We start from the raw sequence: 16868 nt of genomic DNA on the forward strand, positions 1-16868 counted from the left end.
CAATTTTTTATCATATCACAAATAATTTAATTGGCAAGAGTATTTTCAGCAAATTATTTTAGCCCGCCAATTCGATCGCCGCAAAGGGGGAAAGAGGGGGTAAAATAATCAGCAGGTGAATTGCCGTTCACCGACAGCTATTGAGAAAAATCAATCCTTATGCAATCAATTCTGACGCAAGAAACCATTATCATCGCCCTGATCTACCTATCTCTCAGTGTTTTGTATTTGCTCGTCATTCCCGCCGTTATCTACTACTACCTCAATACGCGCTGGTATGTGGCTTCTTCTTGGGAAAGAGGGTTTATGTACTTTCTGATGAGCTTTTTCTTCCCTGGGATGCTGTTGTTAAGTCCTTTCCTTAACTTCCGTCCCCAACGTCGTACCCTCAAAGCTTAAGTTATCAACCAAAAAAACCCATGAGACGCATTGATGTCATCGGGATCGGTATAGGGATGTTTGCTGTGGGCGGCATCCTCTACATTATCCTACAAAAAACCGGTTTAGATAGTGCTTCGGCGGGAATTTGGAGTCAAGCGGTGTTGGTAGGTGGTGTCATCGGTTGGATTTTTACCTATCTGTTTCGAGTCGCCACCGATAATATGACCTACGGCCAACAGCGCAAAGATTACGAAGATGCCGTCTTTAAAAAACGTCTGGAAGCGATGACTCCCGAAGAAATCGCCCAAATGCAGCGGGAGATTGAAGAAGAAAAAACTAAATAAAGCAGTTAAAACTGATTTATCTGGCATCTGGGCTTGATAATAGCCCAATTTATCTGATTTAGTCCTTAAAGTCTTTAAATAATCGGTGGGAAATAATTCCACTGCTGTGTAGTTCTGTGAAATTAAAACAATCCTATGATGAGGCGTTTGTCAAGAGAACTAATGTTAAGATTGTTTTAGAAGGTCATGAAAGAAGCAATAGAAAAAGTCGTTTTAGCAATTAGGGGATAAAATTTCCGTCGAGAATAAAAATATTTGTTCCCTATCAAGTTGCGTCGATCTATGATATGGATAATCCATTTTTGTAGAAGCGTTGTTTATGAATCAAAATCAGAGCGAGAACTTGGACGGACTGGAGAAATTTCTAGTTAACCGTCGAGCGGCCCCATCGTCTTCGAGCGGAAACAGAGAGCTAGATTACGATCGATTCTACGATGCTTGTGACTCTCTCAAACCCCTGAAAATGAATGATGAAGATAGGAAATATTACACCGACTTCGCCAGTGTGAGAGGCGGTAAAATTATTGACAGGATCAAGAAAGATGTTAAAACTTTGCAAAGAAGTGGCAATGATTCTAGTTATCAATTCTTTACAGGACATATTGGTGGGGGAAAATCCACCGAGTTAAATCGACTAACAGGAGAACTGCTTGAGGAGGGTTTCCACGTGGTTTATTTTATGTCTGATGAGTATTTAGATACTCATAACGTCGATATTCCCGATATTTTATTAGCGATCGCTCGTCAAGTAGTAGAGAATTTGGAAGAGATAGATATTCGTCTATTTCCGGGCTATTTTCGCCGATTACTGGGAGAAATAGCTGGGTTATTAACCACCCCCTTAGAACTCGATTCCGTCAATCTAAGTTTGGGGGTAGAACTAGCGAAAATTTCGGCAGAAATCAAGACCAGTCCCAAGGCTCGTAATCAATTGCGTACCTTTCTCGACTCTCGAACCGCCTCTTTAATTGAGTCCCTAAATGATGAGATTCTCAAACCCGCCATCGAAAAACTAAAACAAAAAGGGAAAAAAGGTTTAGTGGTGATCGTGGATAACCTAGAACGAATCGCCAATCAAATAATTCCTAACTATAACTGCACCCAACCAGAATATATCTTTATCAATCGGGGGAGCGTGCTGACTGAAATTAAATGTCATTTAGTCTATACTGTACCGCTGAGTTTACTTTTTTCTGCCCAAGCTGCGATACTTCTACAGCGCATTGGCAAAAGTACCTCGATTTTACCGATGATTTTGGCGGAAGAACGAGAAGGGACTGTTCACGAACAGGGATTGAAGTTACTCAAACAGATGGTGATGGCGAGAGCTTTTCCCGATGTGTCGCCAGAGGAACATCTAGAGCCTGATTTAATCACCCAAGTTTTCCAAGATGAAACCGTATTGAATCGCCTCTGTCAAATCAGTGGGGGTCATGTTCGTACTTTACTGTTAGTCTTACAAAGCTGTTTGCTGGATGATGATTTACCCATCTCACCCAACAGTTTAGAAAGAGTTATTCGCGAGTATCGAGACAATATGCTGGTGGGGATCGGTAGCAATGACTGGGAAATGTTGCGAAAAATCGATCGAGACAAACAACTCAGCAGTGACGTGGAGAATTATCAAGAATTTCCTCGACGATTGTGGGTTTTTGAGTATAGAGATGACCAAGGGCGATGGTTTGGCGTAAATCCCATGCTCAAAGAAACCGAACAATTTAAAAAAGAGTCTTCTAGACTAGGATAGAGATAGGCTCTCGTTCCCAGTTCCCTAACCCCACACTTTCCTAACCATGGTCGGTAACTATAGCGATGATGTGATTATGGCTGACAATGATCGGGCGGTAAAAGTCTTAACCCGTGCTATTCGTACTGGCATAGGCAAGTTTTCTTTGAATTTAGCCCGTTGTAATTATTCTCAATTAAGAGAATCTATTCTCGATCGATTTCATCAAGAGAATAGCAGCTTCGATCTAGAAGAACTGACGCTCTCTCCACAAGCCACCAGACTTTTTGAGGAAATTGAAACTGTCTTGCGGCATCGGGAAAAAACACCATCAGCCCTAATTATTTTGGGGTTAGAACAAGTTGAAAGTCTTGAAACCCTTTTTTCTAATTTTAATCAAGTTAGAACCCAGTTTCAAAACAGCTTTCAATTCCCTCTCTTGTTATGGGTAACGGATGAAGTGTTGGTTTCGCTCCGACAAAATGCACCGGATTTTGTTAGTGGAGGGAAGTCTTTTTCCTTTCACTGGACAACCACAGAGTTAAGTGACTTTTTGCATAAAGCAGCGGATGAGTTATTTCGTGCCGTGCTGCAAAATGGGGCGATCGGTTTTTTACCCTACACATCTATTAATAGTACAAAACTGGCTGATTATCGTCGCCGTTACCAAGAAATCGCCTCAGCTTGGCAGGAACTAGAAAGAAGACAGATTGAATTGGAACAGAAACTCAGGGCTAGTTATATTTTCGCTCAGGGAGGAGATTGTTATGACCGCTCCTTGAAACCGCAACCGATCGAAATGCGCGTTGAGCTAGTTAAACAAGCTATCGAAAAATATCAAGAAAGTTTAGTAATTTGTCAGACAATTGCCGAAAAGACCGCCGAAGGAACTCTCGATTATTGCCTTAGTCTTTGTCACCATCGTTTGGCTCTGTTAGAAAGCTCAAAAGCCAGAGAACATTGGCAAGAGGAGGAGAAATATCTCAGCAATGCCTGTCAAATCTTCGACAATAAAGATGCCGAGATCGCTGCTAAATTACGCAATGAACTGGGGGGGGTGTTACAAAATCTGGAAAAATGGCCAGAATTGTCCCAATTGGCTGCCGACTCGATCGCCCTAGATAGTCAGTTACAAAATCCACTGCCTCTCGCCCAAGATTATAGTTTTCAAGCCAAAATTGCCCTGGAAAAGGCCAAGGAAACTAAAGAAAAACAGGAGGAGATACTAGAAGCAAGAAAGGCGGCTAGTTTAGCGCTACAGGCCTTGAAAAGACTAAAAAGAAGTCCGCAAATCCAAAGATGGCATACTGCCCGTTACCTGTTGCTTCTGGCCCAGGCAAAAAAACATCTAGAGAAGTGGCAACTGGCGATTAAAACTCTCAAGCGCGTCTTGCAGACGATCGAGGATGCGAGAGATAAGCTGGCAGCCCACGATCACTATGAACCAGCACTACATATCGAAATTCTCGAAGAATTACAAGAGGTTTTTTTCCATCAGCGGCAATATGAGGAAGCTTTTCAGAAAAAACAAGAGATTTTGTTAGTTAAAGGGCAAAACGGGCTACTGGCCTTCGTGGGGGCTTCGAGTTTACGTCCTCCGGTTAGTCCCACGGGAGGAGAAGAAATTCCAGATCGGGCGATCGATGCCTCCGGTCGTCAGCAAGATGTGGAGGAAATTATCAGGAGGCTAAGTCCTCGGAATCAGAAAAAGCTGACGATCGTTCTTGGTCCATCAGGAGTAGGTAAAACTTCCATGCTAGAAGCGGGATTAGTTCCCCAATTAAGACAAGAAATCTTCGAGGGCTTGAAAATAATGCCCTTATTCTTGCGTTTATCAAAAACAAGAGATTGGAGAGAAGAAATTCAGCAGGAGCTAGAAAAAGAAAGAAAACTGCTTAATATTCATGCTTTAGTTCATGCAGAGTCAGAAAATACTGCGATCGCTACAGCTATTGAAAGTGATCCAGAAGCATTGATGATCGAGCGGCTGAAAAGTCAGCAAGATCAAGTATTTACCGTGTTGATTTTAGATCAATTTGAAGACTTTTTCTTTATTTGCAAAAATCCTCAAGAGAGGACGAGATTTTTTGATTTTTTAAAACAATGTTTCGGAATTAGCAATGTCTTGATTGTTATCTCGTTGCGAGAGGATTACCTGCACTATCTTCTCGAACTAGAGAAATATATTCAAGATAATCAGCAATCAGAAAGAACCACAGATGCTGATTATCAAGATGTCTTGAGCTATAAAAATCGTTATCCCCTTCATAATTTTACTAAGGAGAAAGCTAAAGAGCTAATTAGGGATTTAACCAGTAATTCTCAATTTAAGCTAGAAGATAATTTGATTGAAAAATTAGTCGATGATTTAGCGGGAAATACCGAACAGGTACGACCGATCGAGCTACAGATCGTAGGAGCGCAACTGCAAGAGGAAGAAATCAGCAGTTTGGCAGAATATATAAAATTGGCAGAGGGAGAGAATAGCCCTAAACATAGCTTAATCAAAAAATACCTTAATGATGTGGTTAAGGCCTGTGGAGAAAAAAATAAAGAGATAGCCGATCTGGTGTTGTACTTATTAACTGATGAAGATGACAAAAGACCGCTCAAAACCTTGAAAGATTTTAGGGAAACTATCGAAGATAACGACGATATTCGATTGATTTTAGTCTTGGATATTTTTGTTCAATCAAAGCTAGTCGTAGTTTATAAAGAAACATCGGAAAAACAATACCAACTCCTGCATGATTATCTATCACGACTGATTCGAGAGCAATCGAAAGCGCGAGAGGAATGGTACAGGGCAAAGATTGATAAAATTTCCAGAGAAGCGGCAGCAGCCGAAGCTAGGGCAGCCGCTGCCGAAGCCAAAGTTAAGCTACAGATAGATTTAGACGAGGCAATCAAGGCAAAAAACGAGGCCGAACATCAGACAGAGAAGGCGAGAAAAAAATTATATGTGGTTGGTGCAATAGGTTTGATAACGACAATTGGCGCAATCATGTCGGGGTTGGCTTGGATAACTAGCGATCGTTTAACCAAGCAGAATAAAGCAGAAATAGATGGTGCGAGGGTCATAAAAAGTTTTAATTCAGGCTATGGGAATTTAGAGAACTTGTTCTTTCGCGCCTGGCAAGCTGGACAACAGTTAAACGAACTTGTGAAGACTAATTCTTCTCAAGGATTTGATAGTTATCCGACGACATCCCCTTTATTGGCACTTCAACAAACTTTCGAGACTATAGATAAACAGGATATTTATCGATACGATCTAGGCAAAGATGATAACGGTAAGTCTAGTAACATCATGGATGTTAATTTGCAACCAGATAAAAATATAGTTACTACTATTCATACTAATGGTCAAATTCTACAACGCCAGACTGATGCACAGGGAAACTACTCAAAACAGAAAGTGAAAGAACTTGCCAATATTTCTAATTTTACCTTTCAAGGTAAGAAGATAGAATTGAAGCAAATTAATCGCATTATTTTTAGTCCTGATGGGCAGAAAATAGCCCTAGTGATCGGGGATGGAAATAGACAAATAGTTCTGATTTGGAAAAATTGGGAATCGTCCCCAAAAGAACCAACCCAAAAAGAACCAACTTATCACTACGAGCATCCGGGTAATGTCAATCTTCTCAAGTTTGACCCAAATTCGCAATGGCTGATGACAGTATCGGGATCTCAAATTATTTTATACGATACAGTCAATCAGAAAAAAAAAGAATTCCTCTGGGAGATATCGCCAGAAAAACCGGTAAAAAACAGAATTAGTTTAGAAGATGTGACATCCCAAAAACATAGCCGACCATCTCGACAATCATCGGGAAATCCATCATCGATAATTTTGAGTGCCGATCTTAGCCACAATAAGAACAATCCAAAACTAGCTTTAGGATTTAACAGTGGTGAAACGGCGATAGTTGATTTAAATAACTTAGCGAAAATTAGGACTATTCAGCCCCAGGTACAAAAAGCGGTAATTGCTCTAGATTTTAATTTCGATACGCAGCTTTTGGCGATCGGCTTTGAAAATGGCAGTCTGGTCAATTTCGACTTGACAAATAATGAGATCAAATCATGCCCATCGGAAGGACTTGTCTTCAGTAAATTTGAATTTATGCCCGATAGTCTCCTAGCAATTGGCTATAGAAATGGCCTGCTAAAAATTATTAGTAGAGAATGTCAGAAATTATTTCAATTTAAAGCCCATGACCGCGAGATACAAGGACTGCAATTATCTGGTGATCGTCAATGGTTAACTACCAATTCAGAACTAGAAGTGCGTCGCTGGAAACTAGACCCACGCCAAGAATTTGCTGTTAATCCTAAAACTTCCCTATATCAAGCGAGCTTGAGCAGTGATGGCAAGCTATTAGCCACTGCCCCCAATACAGGCATTGAACTCTGGAATTTATCTGATGAAAAAGAACCAGATAAACCATTTTACTCCCAAAACAAGTCTAATGGAAATACTGATCCGATAACCAGCATTAGTTTTCAACCTAACAATAACCAGCCAGACCTTTTGGCCACGGGTTCCTGGGGGGGAATTCTTAGCCTCTGGAGGTTCCAATCACAAACTAACCACAGACTACGGGATCAAGCAGAGGTTTCTGTGCCTAATTCTGACCAGCCAAATTCACCTATCTGGAGTCTCACCTTTAGTCAAGATGGATCGTTGTTAGCAACCGGTTCCCGGGACGGTATCATTCAAATTAGGAGTGTGGCGGCTCTCTTGAAAAATGATACCACTCCTCTTTGTCGAATATCTATCAATAGTGACGTATTGAGTATTGCTATTCGCCCCGATAATCAACAAATAGCTATAGGTTCAGCCAATGGACAAATTTATTTATTGAATTTACTTGATAATGGCGGATGTGTTTCTAATAAACAATTGGAACCTAAAAAGGATTTTAGCCATTTTGCGGCGGTGGTCACTGTTCAATACATACCCTATAAAGATAATCAATGGTTGTTGGCAACAGGTTCCGATGATCTAACGGCTCGTCTGTGGAGCCTCGACGGTAAGGAAAAAGTTAGATTTGAAGATCATGATGGCTCCGTAAGAGGAATTGCTTATCTTCCCAAAGACAAAGTTTTGGTGACCGCTTCCGAGGATCGTTCGGTGCGATTATGGACTTGGAAAGATGATCTCGAATCAATAGACAGTTCACAACCACTAAGTGGAGAATTAATCGCAAAACATAATGGTCATATTCGACCAATCAGAGGTATTTTCTTCCGAGACCAACCTCGTCAACTCATCTCCATATCCACTGCACCTAAAATTCGTTTCTGGCCGATTCCAGAAAGTAAGGATTATTTACATTCGCTAATGGATAATGCCTGTAAAGAAGTTCCTAATATGGAAGAAAATAAGCAAGAAATGGAGAAGATTTGCTCAAAAATACCAAAGCAGCCATCAGAACCTTAATTGCCAAGAATTTAAACAATTCCTAATTGTTTCTCTAGAGCCTCTAAGATAATATCAGCAATAATTTTTTTGGTGTATCGACAATAGATTGTTTCTGTACTCCGAAAAGTGCCATTCTCATAGTATTTATTAGCGGGAGCGCCACCACCACAGAGCGAAAAATAAGGGCAGGTTTTTTGACACATTTTAACCCCTGCTTGGATATCTCGATCGAGTTTTTTAAACTTGTCAGTTTGGTCAATTGATCGCAGGTCGTGCTGAGTTATATTTCCTAAAATAAAATCGCCATAAACATCACTTTTCATGGATAATAGTTCTGGAGAAAAAGTCGAAAAATCCCCATTATGAGCGATATTAATCATGGTAAAAGGGGTGAATTGACCTTGAAAACTATACTTCTGACAGATCAGGCTGTAAAGATCATCAAATTCCCGAACTTGCAGGAGGTTTTCAGCTTCTTTAACCCTTCCATAGAATCTTTGCATAAAGTTGCGATAACGCTCGTCAACCCCGTTGTTTTGCAGAGAAGATGAACGATTTGTTCCCTCTATTTCCTCGATATTGAAACCCACATATCGAATCTTATTTTCGAGGAAAAAATCAAAAATCTCATCGGGATAATCTAAGGATATATCGCTCAAAACTGCGATAACAGAAAAGGGAATCTGATTATTTTGTAGTAACTTGATACCTCTCATTGTACTTGCATGAGTTCCCTTGCCGGTGCGAGTTCTACGATGAGCATCATGGATAAAATCCGGCCCGTCGATACTAACCCCTATTCTTAGGTCGTATTCTTTGATAAAATCACACCATTCTTGCGTGATCATTGTGGCGTTAGTTTGCAAGGAATGCTCGATTTGATAGGGATTAGGATTAATTTCTTGATTTAATTTATCGATGATTTGGATAGCAGCAGTATAAAAAGAAATAGGCACTGTTAGCGGTTCTCCCGCGTGCCAAACGATCGTAAATCCCCGCAAATCAATCAAATCACTAGCAAAAATATTTCTAAAAATTGGTTCTATCAGTTCTAGGGATAGTTTGTATTTTAGCTGGCGATCGGGCAAGTAACAATAGTCACAATCTAAATTACAAAAAGTTGTGGGTTGAATAACCACTAACTTGACTGAACCCTTTTCGGAAGGTTTATATCCCCAATTGTCTATATATTGTCTGAGAAGTTCAATCATTTTTACCCGTGGAATTATGATAATAGTTCTCGCTAAAAATAAGATGTAAGGTTTTTGTGTGTCAGGAGTAAGTGTATATAGACAAAAATTAGCCTTTACACAGGATTCAAAAATAAGAGGGGCTACATTTAAGCTATTTCAGGAGTGATAATTGCTCGAAAACTATTAGTAATTTCCCCAATTTGCCCAGTTTCTCCAGCCATTGTACCAATCGCCCCACTGTGCCAATCTTTGTTCTGATTGTTCCTCTAAATTATCTATTGGTTTATTCGGGGAGTCCGACGCATAATCTTGACTGTTTAATTCCTGTTTATGCAATTCTAGCTGTTCTCTCACCCGATCCAAACGTTCCTGCACACCCAACCTAGAGGCGGCCTTAGCTTCTATTGATAAGACTTTCGATTGACCGTAGCCGAAAAGTGTTGCTAGAGTCGTAGTCAGCAAAATTGCTAGTTTTTGCCAAAAGTTACGTTTCTGTCTCATAGTGCCTCGTGAAAATAATGTAATACATACTACAAATTGTTTGAGGATTTATCGATTAGCTTGAGGTTCATTACCCCAATTGTTCCAATTGTGCCAAGGAGTAGGGGGAGTGGGAATTGTACCCCCACCAGAACCGCCATCATCTGTTTTTTTAGCGATCGCTTGCCCCCCTATTTTAACCGATTTATCTAAAGTCTGTGGCTTTTCATCGATAATGCGCTGCCGACCGATCATTTCCCGAACTTTTGCTAATCGCCCCTCTAGATTAGACTGATGATCAGCCTGAGTATCGGCCGCTAATAGAGCTTTATTCCCACTAGGACTAAAAACAAAAGTGACGAGCGTGGCCAAAATCGTGGTTAATATTTTCGGAAGCAGATGTTTTAAATTCATACTACACCCGGGAGTTTGAATGGTCTAATTGTAGTCGCTCAAATTCAATCTGTAAACTTTTAGAGGGAGGAAATTAAGAATTCTGCTACATTAATGAATATTCTAGACGAGAGACAAAAAAATGACCCTCGATCGAGTGATCGTCGGTTGGCGAGAATGGCTCGATTTACCTGATTTAGGCATTACCAAAATAAAAGCCAAGATTGATACAGGCGCTCGCTCCTCGGCCTTACACGCTTTTCATCTGCATCCTTTTCGAGATGGCGATCGCAATTGGCTGCGCTTTCAAGTTCATCCCTACCAAAAAGATAGTCACCACACTGTCACCACTACCGCAGAAATCCTCGAATGGCGACAGGTAAAAAATTCTGGGGGTCAAAGTCAACTACGTCCTGTTATTAGAACAAGTGTATTGCTTGGTGGTCGTCAATGGGCGATCGAATTAACTTTAACTAATCGCGATGTCATGGGTTTTCGGATGTTATTAGGACGAGAAGCGCTGAAAAAAGGCTTTCTTGTCCATCCGAATAAGTCTTTTTTACTGAGTTAAGTTATATTTAGGGTTTGCGGCAAAAAGTTTTTCCTAGGGGCAGGGTGTGGGTTTTACCGATTTTGAGGGGGTCAATTACCTAATTTTCAGGGAAAAAGTCCAGGAATTTTCCCCCTGATCACTCCCAGGGCCGGTACTTTTTGATTGACAAAAAGTCTAAAGATATTATCCAACAAGGTTTTTAGATTTATTCAGCCAGCCCTAAGTAGCGGGTAAATCTTGGTATTCAGCCAAAGCATTTATAAAAAACAAGTCTCCCCAAATTAAACCCGTATCATAGATTTGGCTGGGTTGAATCGCGGCGGGATGATGATAACAACCATGACGCAATAAACTCATCTCTGGGGCGGTTTCGTCGGGAAAATAGGCAAAAGAAGTCAAATTCAAGAGAGTATTATCGATCGCCTCTCGATAGGTTCCATAACTAGGATCACTGCTGGGTAAAGCTTTTAATAAGCGAATCATCCCCGCCACAGCGATCGCCGCTGCCGAAGAATCCTTTTCCGTAGCGGCATTTTTTTGCAAGGCATAATCAAAGTCCCAGGGAGGAATAAAATCCCCGGCGCGTCTTTGTCCACCGGGCCAGCGATCGGGCAAATTGTCCAGATAATAATTAATGGCATCCTTGGCAATGGTTAACATTTCTGGATCGCCGGTGTAAATATAGGCCGTCGTGGCAGCATAAATAAACCAAGCTTGACCCCGGGACCAAGTGCTATCATCGCGCCAGCCCTGTTTTCCCTCATTAAATAAGAAATTTCTATAGGTGGGAGAGTTGACATTTTGATCAAAATAGCCTCTTTGCCAAGTTCCCGTTTTACCCGGGCGACGGTTAGCCCCAAAGGTGCGGCTAATGGTGCGGATGTGGGAAAGGGCCTTTTCTTGCCAATCTTTTGCCTCCTTGGGGTCAGGATTGTGGAGACTTGCCCAGAGCATTTGTTCTATATTGATCGTATGGTCGATAAAAACCTGCCAATGTTCTTGCTGATCGGTGCGATCGGCCTTGCGTAACCAGCCAAAAGTCCCGATATCGGTGTGATAACTCCCTTTGCCATCCTGAAAAGGTTGCGCTAGTTGTCTGGCGGACTGTAAAGTTATCTCTAAAGCTGCCTGTTTTTCCTGGCCCCGTCCCGACTCAAACCAAGGAGCAAACACCAGCACATTATTGAGAGCGATGTCTTTGTTCTTCAAACTCGCTTCTTTTAAGGGATCGCTCCATTTTTTCGCGGCAGCTGCCCAAAATCCCGCATCCATAGGGTTTGATTCTAAGTCAGCAATTTTCCATAATAAAGCAGCAAAAGCTCCGGCTGCCCAAAAATCAGCCTTTTCTAACTTCCAAGTGCCGGGGGTGGGACTATTCCTCCTCCGTAGCCAATTGAAGAAATTAAAACCCGATGGCTCTGGATGGGTAAGATAGGGATAGAGAATTCCCCGACGGGCATAACTATCGAGATAGTCGATCGTGGTAGCTAGTTTAATCTTAGCCAGATCGAGACAGAGCTTAATTCTTGCAGCTAGGGGCATTTTAGCCCGCAATTCCGCCGCCGATTGGGGACGATGGACAATCCGGACGGCCACCGCACCGATCGCCGCCCCCGTACCCATAATAATTAGCGTGCGTCGCTTCAAATTCCCGACTCCTAAGCTGGATAGATGCGAATACGGCGATTCGGTTCCTCTCCGAAGCTATCGGATTGGAGACGGTAATGTTCCACTAATTCGTGTTGCATTTTCCGCACTTTCGCCGATCGCGGCAGTAACTCCACCGGTTGGCCGGTAGGGATAACGATTTGTTCCACCGCTAACCGGGCCTCCTCCAAAGCTTCGATCTCGTCATCGCTACCGCTGCGGGCAAATAAACGCATATCCGCACCTTCCTGATTCATCGGGTCATCAATGCCCAAAATCCGCTTTAAACCGCGAGAAATTTGGGGCAGGGTATTGGATTTGATGCCGTGGATGGGAATTTGTCTTACTTTGGCAATTTGCCGCAATTTTGACTGATTTTTAACGTGGGAACGCAGGGCCAGCACTGCGTCGGCCTCCTGTAAATCTTTGGTCAAAACGATCGGCAAATCTAGGGCCTGTACTACCTGTTCGATCGGGGCGCGACTGACTCCGTAGGGATAGACATAAACCGGCCAATCTTCGCCATTGGGACCGGGGACGCGGACTTTTTCCGTTTCCGGTTCTTCCTGCAGCCAGGATTGTTCGAGGAGGCGATCAAAATCGTTTTCCCGGTTGAGTCCGCCTGCACCGAAACGGGCCACGGGAGTCATCCGGCCATCGGCCCGCCATCCCTTGGGTTTATCCATTTCCGGCAGATAATTGCCGCGCAAAGGGGTCAACTTTTCCGGTTTTGGTTCTTCCTGAGTGACCTGTACTTTTCCCTCCTCATCTACCCAACGGATTTGGGCAATTGCTTCCCGTCCCCGCAGCAGTTGGTCGATCGTGGTGGATACGTCCTCGTGGATGACCCAGCGCTGACGTTCCAACATTTCGATGGCAATCTCAAAGGTGGGGGGTGCTTTGCGTTCTAAAACGGTTTTTTGGGAACCCCGGCGGCGTGCTTCTTCGTCTCCGAGAGTTACTGCTTGAATTCCCCCAACTAAATCCGATAAAGTCGGGTTTTTAATTAAATTTTCCAGTTGATTGCCGTGGGCGGTTCCCACTAACTGCACCCCGCGTTCGGCGATCGTGCGGGCGGCCAGAGCTTCTAATTCCGTACCGATCTCATCAATCACGATCACCTCTGGCATATGGTTTTCCACTGCTTCGATCATGACTTGATGCTGCAATTCCGGACGGGCCACCTGCATCCGACGAGCGCGACCGATGGCCGGATGGGGAATATCTCCATCCCCGGCGATTTCGTTGGAGGTGTCGATAATCACTACCCGTTTATTGAGGTCGTCGGCTAAAACTCGGGCTATTTCCCGGAGAGCGGTGGTTTTCCCTACCCCCGGACGACCGAGCAGCAGCAGGGATTTACCCGTTTCCACTAGGTCGTTAATCAGGGTGATCGTACCGAAAACGGCCCGACCGATACGACAGGTTAAACCGATAATTTCCCCGTCTCGATTGCGAATGGCACTGATGCGGTGCAGGGTGCGTTCAATCCCGGCGCGATTATCGCCGCTAAAACTGCCCACCCTGGCGATCGAATACTGGATTTCTTCTTTTGAGATCGGTTCGTCCCCCAGATCGATCGCCCCATCGGGAAAACGCGCTTCTGGTATGCGTCCCAAATCCATAACTACTTCGATCAGTTGATGCTGCCGCGGGTGTTCCTCGATTTTGCCGCGAATCCGCGCGGGTAGAATTGCCAAGAGTTTGTTTAAATCGTCGGTCACTGGCATCCGAGAGGAGGGTAGGGTTTCTGGCATTAATAGTAAAAGGTTTTGGCGATAATTGGCTGTTTTTATTGCCAAGATTTTCTTGGGGTCTAACACATTTAGGGGTTAGTTGTCAATTTAAAAAATATTATAGTTTTTTGACCAAGGCTAGGCCTTCAATTGAGCAACGAGAATAGAAGCGGCTTTAACGGCTTCTTGGTAGGCTTGCGGGTCATTTTCAAGGTTAGGCTGGTCTAAATGCTCTAAAATTGGCAAAATCAATGAACGGGCGTAACTTCCATAGGCAATACCAGCGATTTTTTCTCTCAGTCCCAGTTGCTGTAATTTGGTCACGGTATGGTCATTGGTTCCCCCGGCTAACTGCACAAATCCGGCTAGATTGGCACAGAGGACTTTTTTGGCCATGTTAATGGCCGGGTGGGTGGTTCCTTTGCCGATATCGCCGCTCATCGGTCGGCCGTCAGTCTGCCAAATCAGAGGACAGCTTAGGGGTGAAATAGTTTCTCGCAGATAGTGGAGGTAATCAATGATATATTCATGATCTTGGCAACTTATGGCGAGGATTTTTAGGTTTTTACTGACAGGTGCGATCGCTTGCCAGAGTCGAGCAAATTCCTCTCCATGACCGACTTGGGTATGAATTTCGATCGCATCGACTCCCATTTCGATAATTAAGGGGATAATTTCTTGGGGTTGACAGACACGGGATTTTGTCTCGATTATTTGCCGGGGACAAACGGGTAAGCAGCGACCGCAACCATAACAGCGCTGCTCAATCACTCCTCCCCTATCGATAGCATAAGCGGGACAGATTTTTTCGCAGGGACGGGGACAATCGACCGGACAGAGTTGCGGGTTAAAGACAGCTTTACGAAAGTGGGGATCTTCACCGTCATTGAGACTGACCATTAACCAAGGTCGTCGATTGGGAGGTAATCCAGCGATTTTGGCGGCGGTTTCGATGCCTTCTTTGGCCGCAACAATCACAGCCCGGTCGGCGGCCACATCAATACAATCGGCCCCGACGATAGTATAGGTCAAAGCGAGGTTGCGAATCGTGGGCAAATCCTGGTAACTGGCTCCACAGATGAGCTTGAACCAGTGACCCGCAACTAAGGACTCTAAGGGAGAGGAGTTTTTATCTAGCACTTTTTCATCCTATCGCGCCCAGCCCCTAAATGTCAGCCTTGTGCTGCTCTGATTCTTACCTAAAGACTGATTATTGATTCTTCTTGGACGTACTAGGCCACCAACGGTAAGTAAAACCGATTTATTCAACAACTTCATTGTCTTTTTACCAGTAAGTCACCGAAGGGCGGTCGTCTTTCTTTATATTCTTGATGTATAATGATAGTTATATAATGTCAATAGTATGTTTAGATGATTTTTGAGATATAATGACGGATATGGAACTAGGACAGCGTATGCAGAAATTACGAGAAAACGCTGGGTTAACTCAAAGAAAACTAGCGGAACGGTTAGGTGTGACAGTGCAAACCGTAAGCAATTGGGAAACAGGCCACAGGGAACCCAGAATGAACCCATCGCAAACATTAAAGCTATGTCAATCCCTTAACTGCTCACTTGCACAACTAGCTGGAGCGATCGCACCATGCCAAGACAACTGACATATCTAGGGTTTGCGGCAAAAAGTTTTTCGGTGGGGGCAGGGTGTGGGGTGTGGGGTGTGGGGTGTGGGGTTTTACCAGTTTTGAGGTGGCCAATTACCTAATTTTCAGGGAAAAAGTGCCTAAATTTCCCCCCGATCACTCCCAGATCCAGTACTTTTTGATTGACAAAAGGTCTAAAAGTCTTACCCAACAAGGTTTTTAGATTTATTCAGCCAGCCCTACTTAAATCGAGCCTGTTAGTGTGTAAGGTTGGGAGACGGCCCTAGTAGCGATCGCTGTTAGTTGTGTGGCAATCAGGACAGTCGATGATAAAAATTTAATCATACGTTTTTAAATGTAAGCGGTCATTTTTTATCATATTGATTCTTCTTGAACGAATGTCATCGGCCTCTACATTCAACCATAACCCCAAACGCTGCTTTTGGCGGGCTTTATAGGAAGCTAACAGCCAAATAGAGCCAGAAATCAAAGAAGGAGCAAGGACAAAAAAAGTGGCCATGGTTACGGGATGTTCCCGGCCCCAGACCCAATAAATCATCACGGCAAAAATCAAGCCACAGTAAGCTAGTCCTAGAAAGGGGATGCCAATGACTAAAATGGCGAATCGAGTATCTTTATCCATAAAATATCGGGATGGCAGCAAAGATTTAGCGGATGGGTTCCGCTTGCCCCTCTCTTTACTTATAAAATCCCGAAAGATATACTGTCACTAGATTTATCAAAAATTTTGCCAGGCGGATTTGGTAAAATTATGTAGTTAATCGAGTTCATCAAACAAAAGTTCCTCTAGAATTGGTCCCATGCCGTCATCATCGGGGGAAACTAATTCAACTTTCCCTTCCGCATCACCGACGGCTAAGAATAACAAAGGAGCTAGGGGACTGTAAATCGAGTATTTTTGGTCTTCCGAAAAGAAACTGGCGAGAAATTGCAATTCTTCCGGCTCTGATGACGAGGAGGGTTCATCGCCATCAATTTCTAAACTGAGAACATTATCTTCTTCTAGGGGCGGTAATTCACCACTAACAGTCAAGGTGTGGGCAGTGGATTTGAGCAATAGGTCTAATTCTGCTAACACTGCCTTAGCATCGGCGAAAATCCGCTCGATTTCCTCGCTATCTTCGATTAAGAAGGCATCAGATTCTTCTTCCTCCGATTCCTCATCCCAAGCTAGAATCATCACCGGGGTATCCACGGGGACAAGAAGCATATAGGTGAGATCATCGGTTTCATAGGCGTTCTCAATATAACAGTCCAGCGATCGACCTTGCTCATCCCAGAGGGTTATGATATCCGCTTCTTCGAGTTCGTTTTCTTGAAAATTAAATTGAGGGGACATAGGCTCTCAAACGCTAATGATTG

The 16868-nt window shown here is 43.3% G+C and carries 13 protein-coding genes and 1 pseudogene; 6 read left to right on the top strand and 8 right to left on the bottom strand.

What is annotated here, in order from left to right; all coding sequences use genetic code 11:
• The first annotated feature begins 159 nt into the window (after positions 1–159).
• The 4 genes from ndhL to MAE_RS21935 all read left to right on the top strand — a co-directional run bounded on the left by ndhL (position 160) and on the right by MAE_RS21935 (position 7900).
• Positions 160–399, top strand: a complete 240-nt coding sequence (gene ndhL, locus MAE_RS21920) for an NAD(P)H-quinone oxidoreductase subunit L (RefSeq protein ID WP_002732218.1) — start codon at positions 160–162, stop codon at positions 397–399.
• Positions 400–419: 20 nt separating this feature from the next.
• On the top strand, positions 420–725 hold the full coding sequence (locus MAE_RS21925) for a DUF3007 family protein (protein WP_002733819.1): 306 nt from the start codon (positions 420–422) through the stop codon (positions 723–725).
• Between the two features lie 319 nt (positions 726–1044).
• A complete protein-coding gene (locus MAE_RS21930; protein WP_012267485.1) occupies positions 1045–2472 on the top strand; it encodes an AAA family ATPase in 1428 nt (475 codons plus the stop codon).
• Positions 2473–2518: 46 nt separating this feature from the next.
• Complete coding sequence (locus tag MAE_RS21935; protein ID WP_012267486.1) at positions 2519–7900, top strand: hypothetical protein; 5382 nt, start codon at positions 2519–2521, stop codon at positions 7898–7900.
• Positions 7901–7911: 11 nt separating this feature from the next.
• Here MAE_RS21935 and grrM read toward each other — a convergent pair whose 3' ends face one another.
• From grrM to MAE_RS21950, 3 genes are all read right to left on the bottom strand, one after another.
• Entirely contained in the window at positions 7912–9093 is a 1182-nt protein-coding gene (gene grrM, locus MAE_RS21940) for a cyclophane-forming radical SAM/SPASM peptide maturase GrrM/OscB (RefSeq protein WP_012267487.1), read from the bottom strand.
• Positions 9094–9258: 165 nt separating this feature from the next.
• On the bottom strand, positions 9259–9576 hold the full coding sequence (locus MAE_RS21945; RefSeq protein WP_012267488.1) for a hypothetical protein: 318 nt from the start codon (positions 9574–9576) through the stop codon (positions 9259–9261).
• A gap of 48 nt (positions 9577–9624) precedes the next feature.
• Positions 9625–9969 carry a hypothetical protein gene (locus MAE_RS21950; RefSeq protein ID WP_012267489.1) on the bottom strand — a complete coding sequence of 115 codons (345 nt, stop codon included), beginning with the start codon at positions 9967–9969 and terminating at the stop codon, positions 9625–9627.
• A gap of 121 nt (positions 9970–10090) precedes the next feature.
• Here MAE_RS21950 and MAE_RS21955 point away from each other — a divergent pair, with 121 nt between their 5' ends.
• Positions 10091–10519 (top strand): ATP-dependent zinc protease family protein, encoded by a 429-nt coding sequence (locus MAE_RS21955; RefSeq protein ID WP_012267490.1) that lies wholly within the window; start codon positions 10091–10093, stop codon positions 10517–10519.
• A gap of 201 nt (positions 10520–10720) precedes the next feature.
• Here MAE_RS21955 and MAE_RS21960 read toward each other — a convergent pair whose 3' ends face one another.
• The 3 genes from MAE_RS21960 to ldpA are packed head-to-tail and all read right to left on the bottom strand — an operon-like array spanning position 10721 to position 15024.
• Positions 10721–12148 carry a hypothetical protein gene (locus tag MAE_RS21960; RefSeq protein WP_002795888.1) on the bottom strand — a complete coding sequence of 476 codons (1428 nt, stop codon included), beginning with the start codon at positions 12146–12148 and terminating at the stop codon, positions 10721–10723.
• Positions 12149–12159: 11 nt separating this feature from the next.
• Entirely contained in the window at positions 12160–13971 is a 1812-nt protein-coding gene (locus MAE_RS21965) for a R3H domain-containing nucleic acid-binding protein (RefSeq protein ID WP_012267492.1), read from the bottom strand.
• A 51-nt stretch (positions 13972–14022) separates the two neighbouring features.
• Positions 14023–15024: a circadian clock protein LdpA gene (gene ldpA, locus MAE_RS21970; protein WP_012267493.1), complete on the bottom strand. Its 1002-nt coding sequence runs from the start codon at positions 15022–15024 to the stop codon at positions 14023–14025.
• Between the two features lie 257 nt (positions 15025–15281).
• Between ldpA and MAE_RS30680 the strand changes: the two genes are divergently transcribed.
• Positions 15282–15503 carry a helix-turn-helix domain-containing protein gene (locus MAE_RS30680; RefSeq protein ID WP_012267494.1) on the top strand — a complete coding sequence of 74 codons (222 nt, stop codon included), beginning with the start codon at positions 15282–15284 and terminating at the stop codon, positions 15501–15503.
• A gap of 406 nt (positions 15504–15909) precedes the next feature.
• Here MAE_RS30680 and MAE_RS21980 read toward each other — a convergent pair.
• Together MAE_RS21980 and MAE_RS21985 are read right to left on the bottom strand one after the other, a co-directional pair.
• A pseudogene (locus tag MAE_RS21980) lies at positions 15910–16128 on the bottom strand (hypothetical protein); the annotation flags it as partial.
• 135 nt (positions 16129–16263) lie between these two features.
• On the bottom strand, positions 16264–16845 hold the full coding sequence (locus tag MAE_RS21985; RefSeq protein ID WP_012267496.1) for a DUF3727 domain-containing protein: 582 nt from the start codon (positions 16843–16845) through the stop codon (positions 16264–16266).
• Positions 16846–16868: the final 23 nt, after the last annotated feature.

Source organism: Microcystis aeruginosa NIES-843, from assembly GCF_000010625.1.
Taxonomy (GTDB): Bacteria; Cyanobacteriota; Cyanobacteriia; order Cyanobacteriales; family Microcystaceae; genus Microcystis; species Microcystis aeruginosa.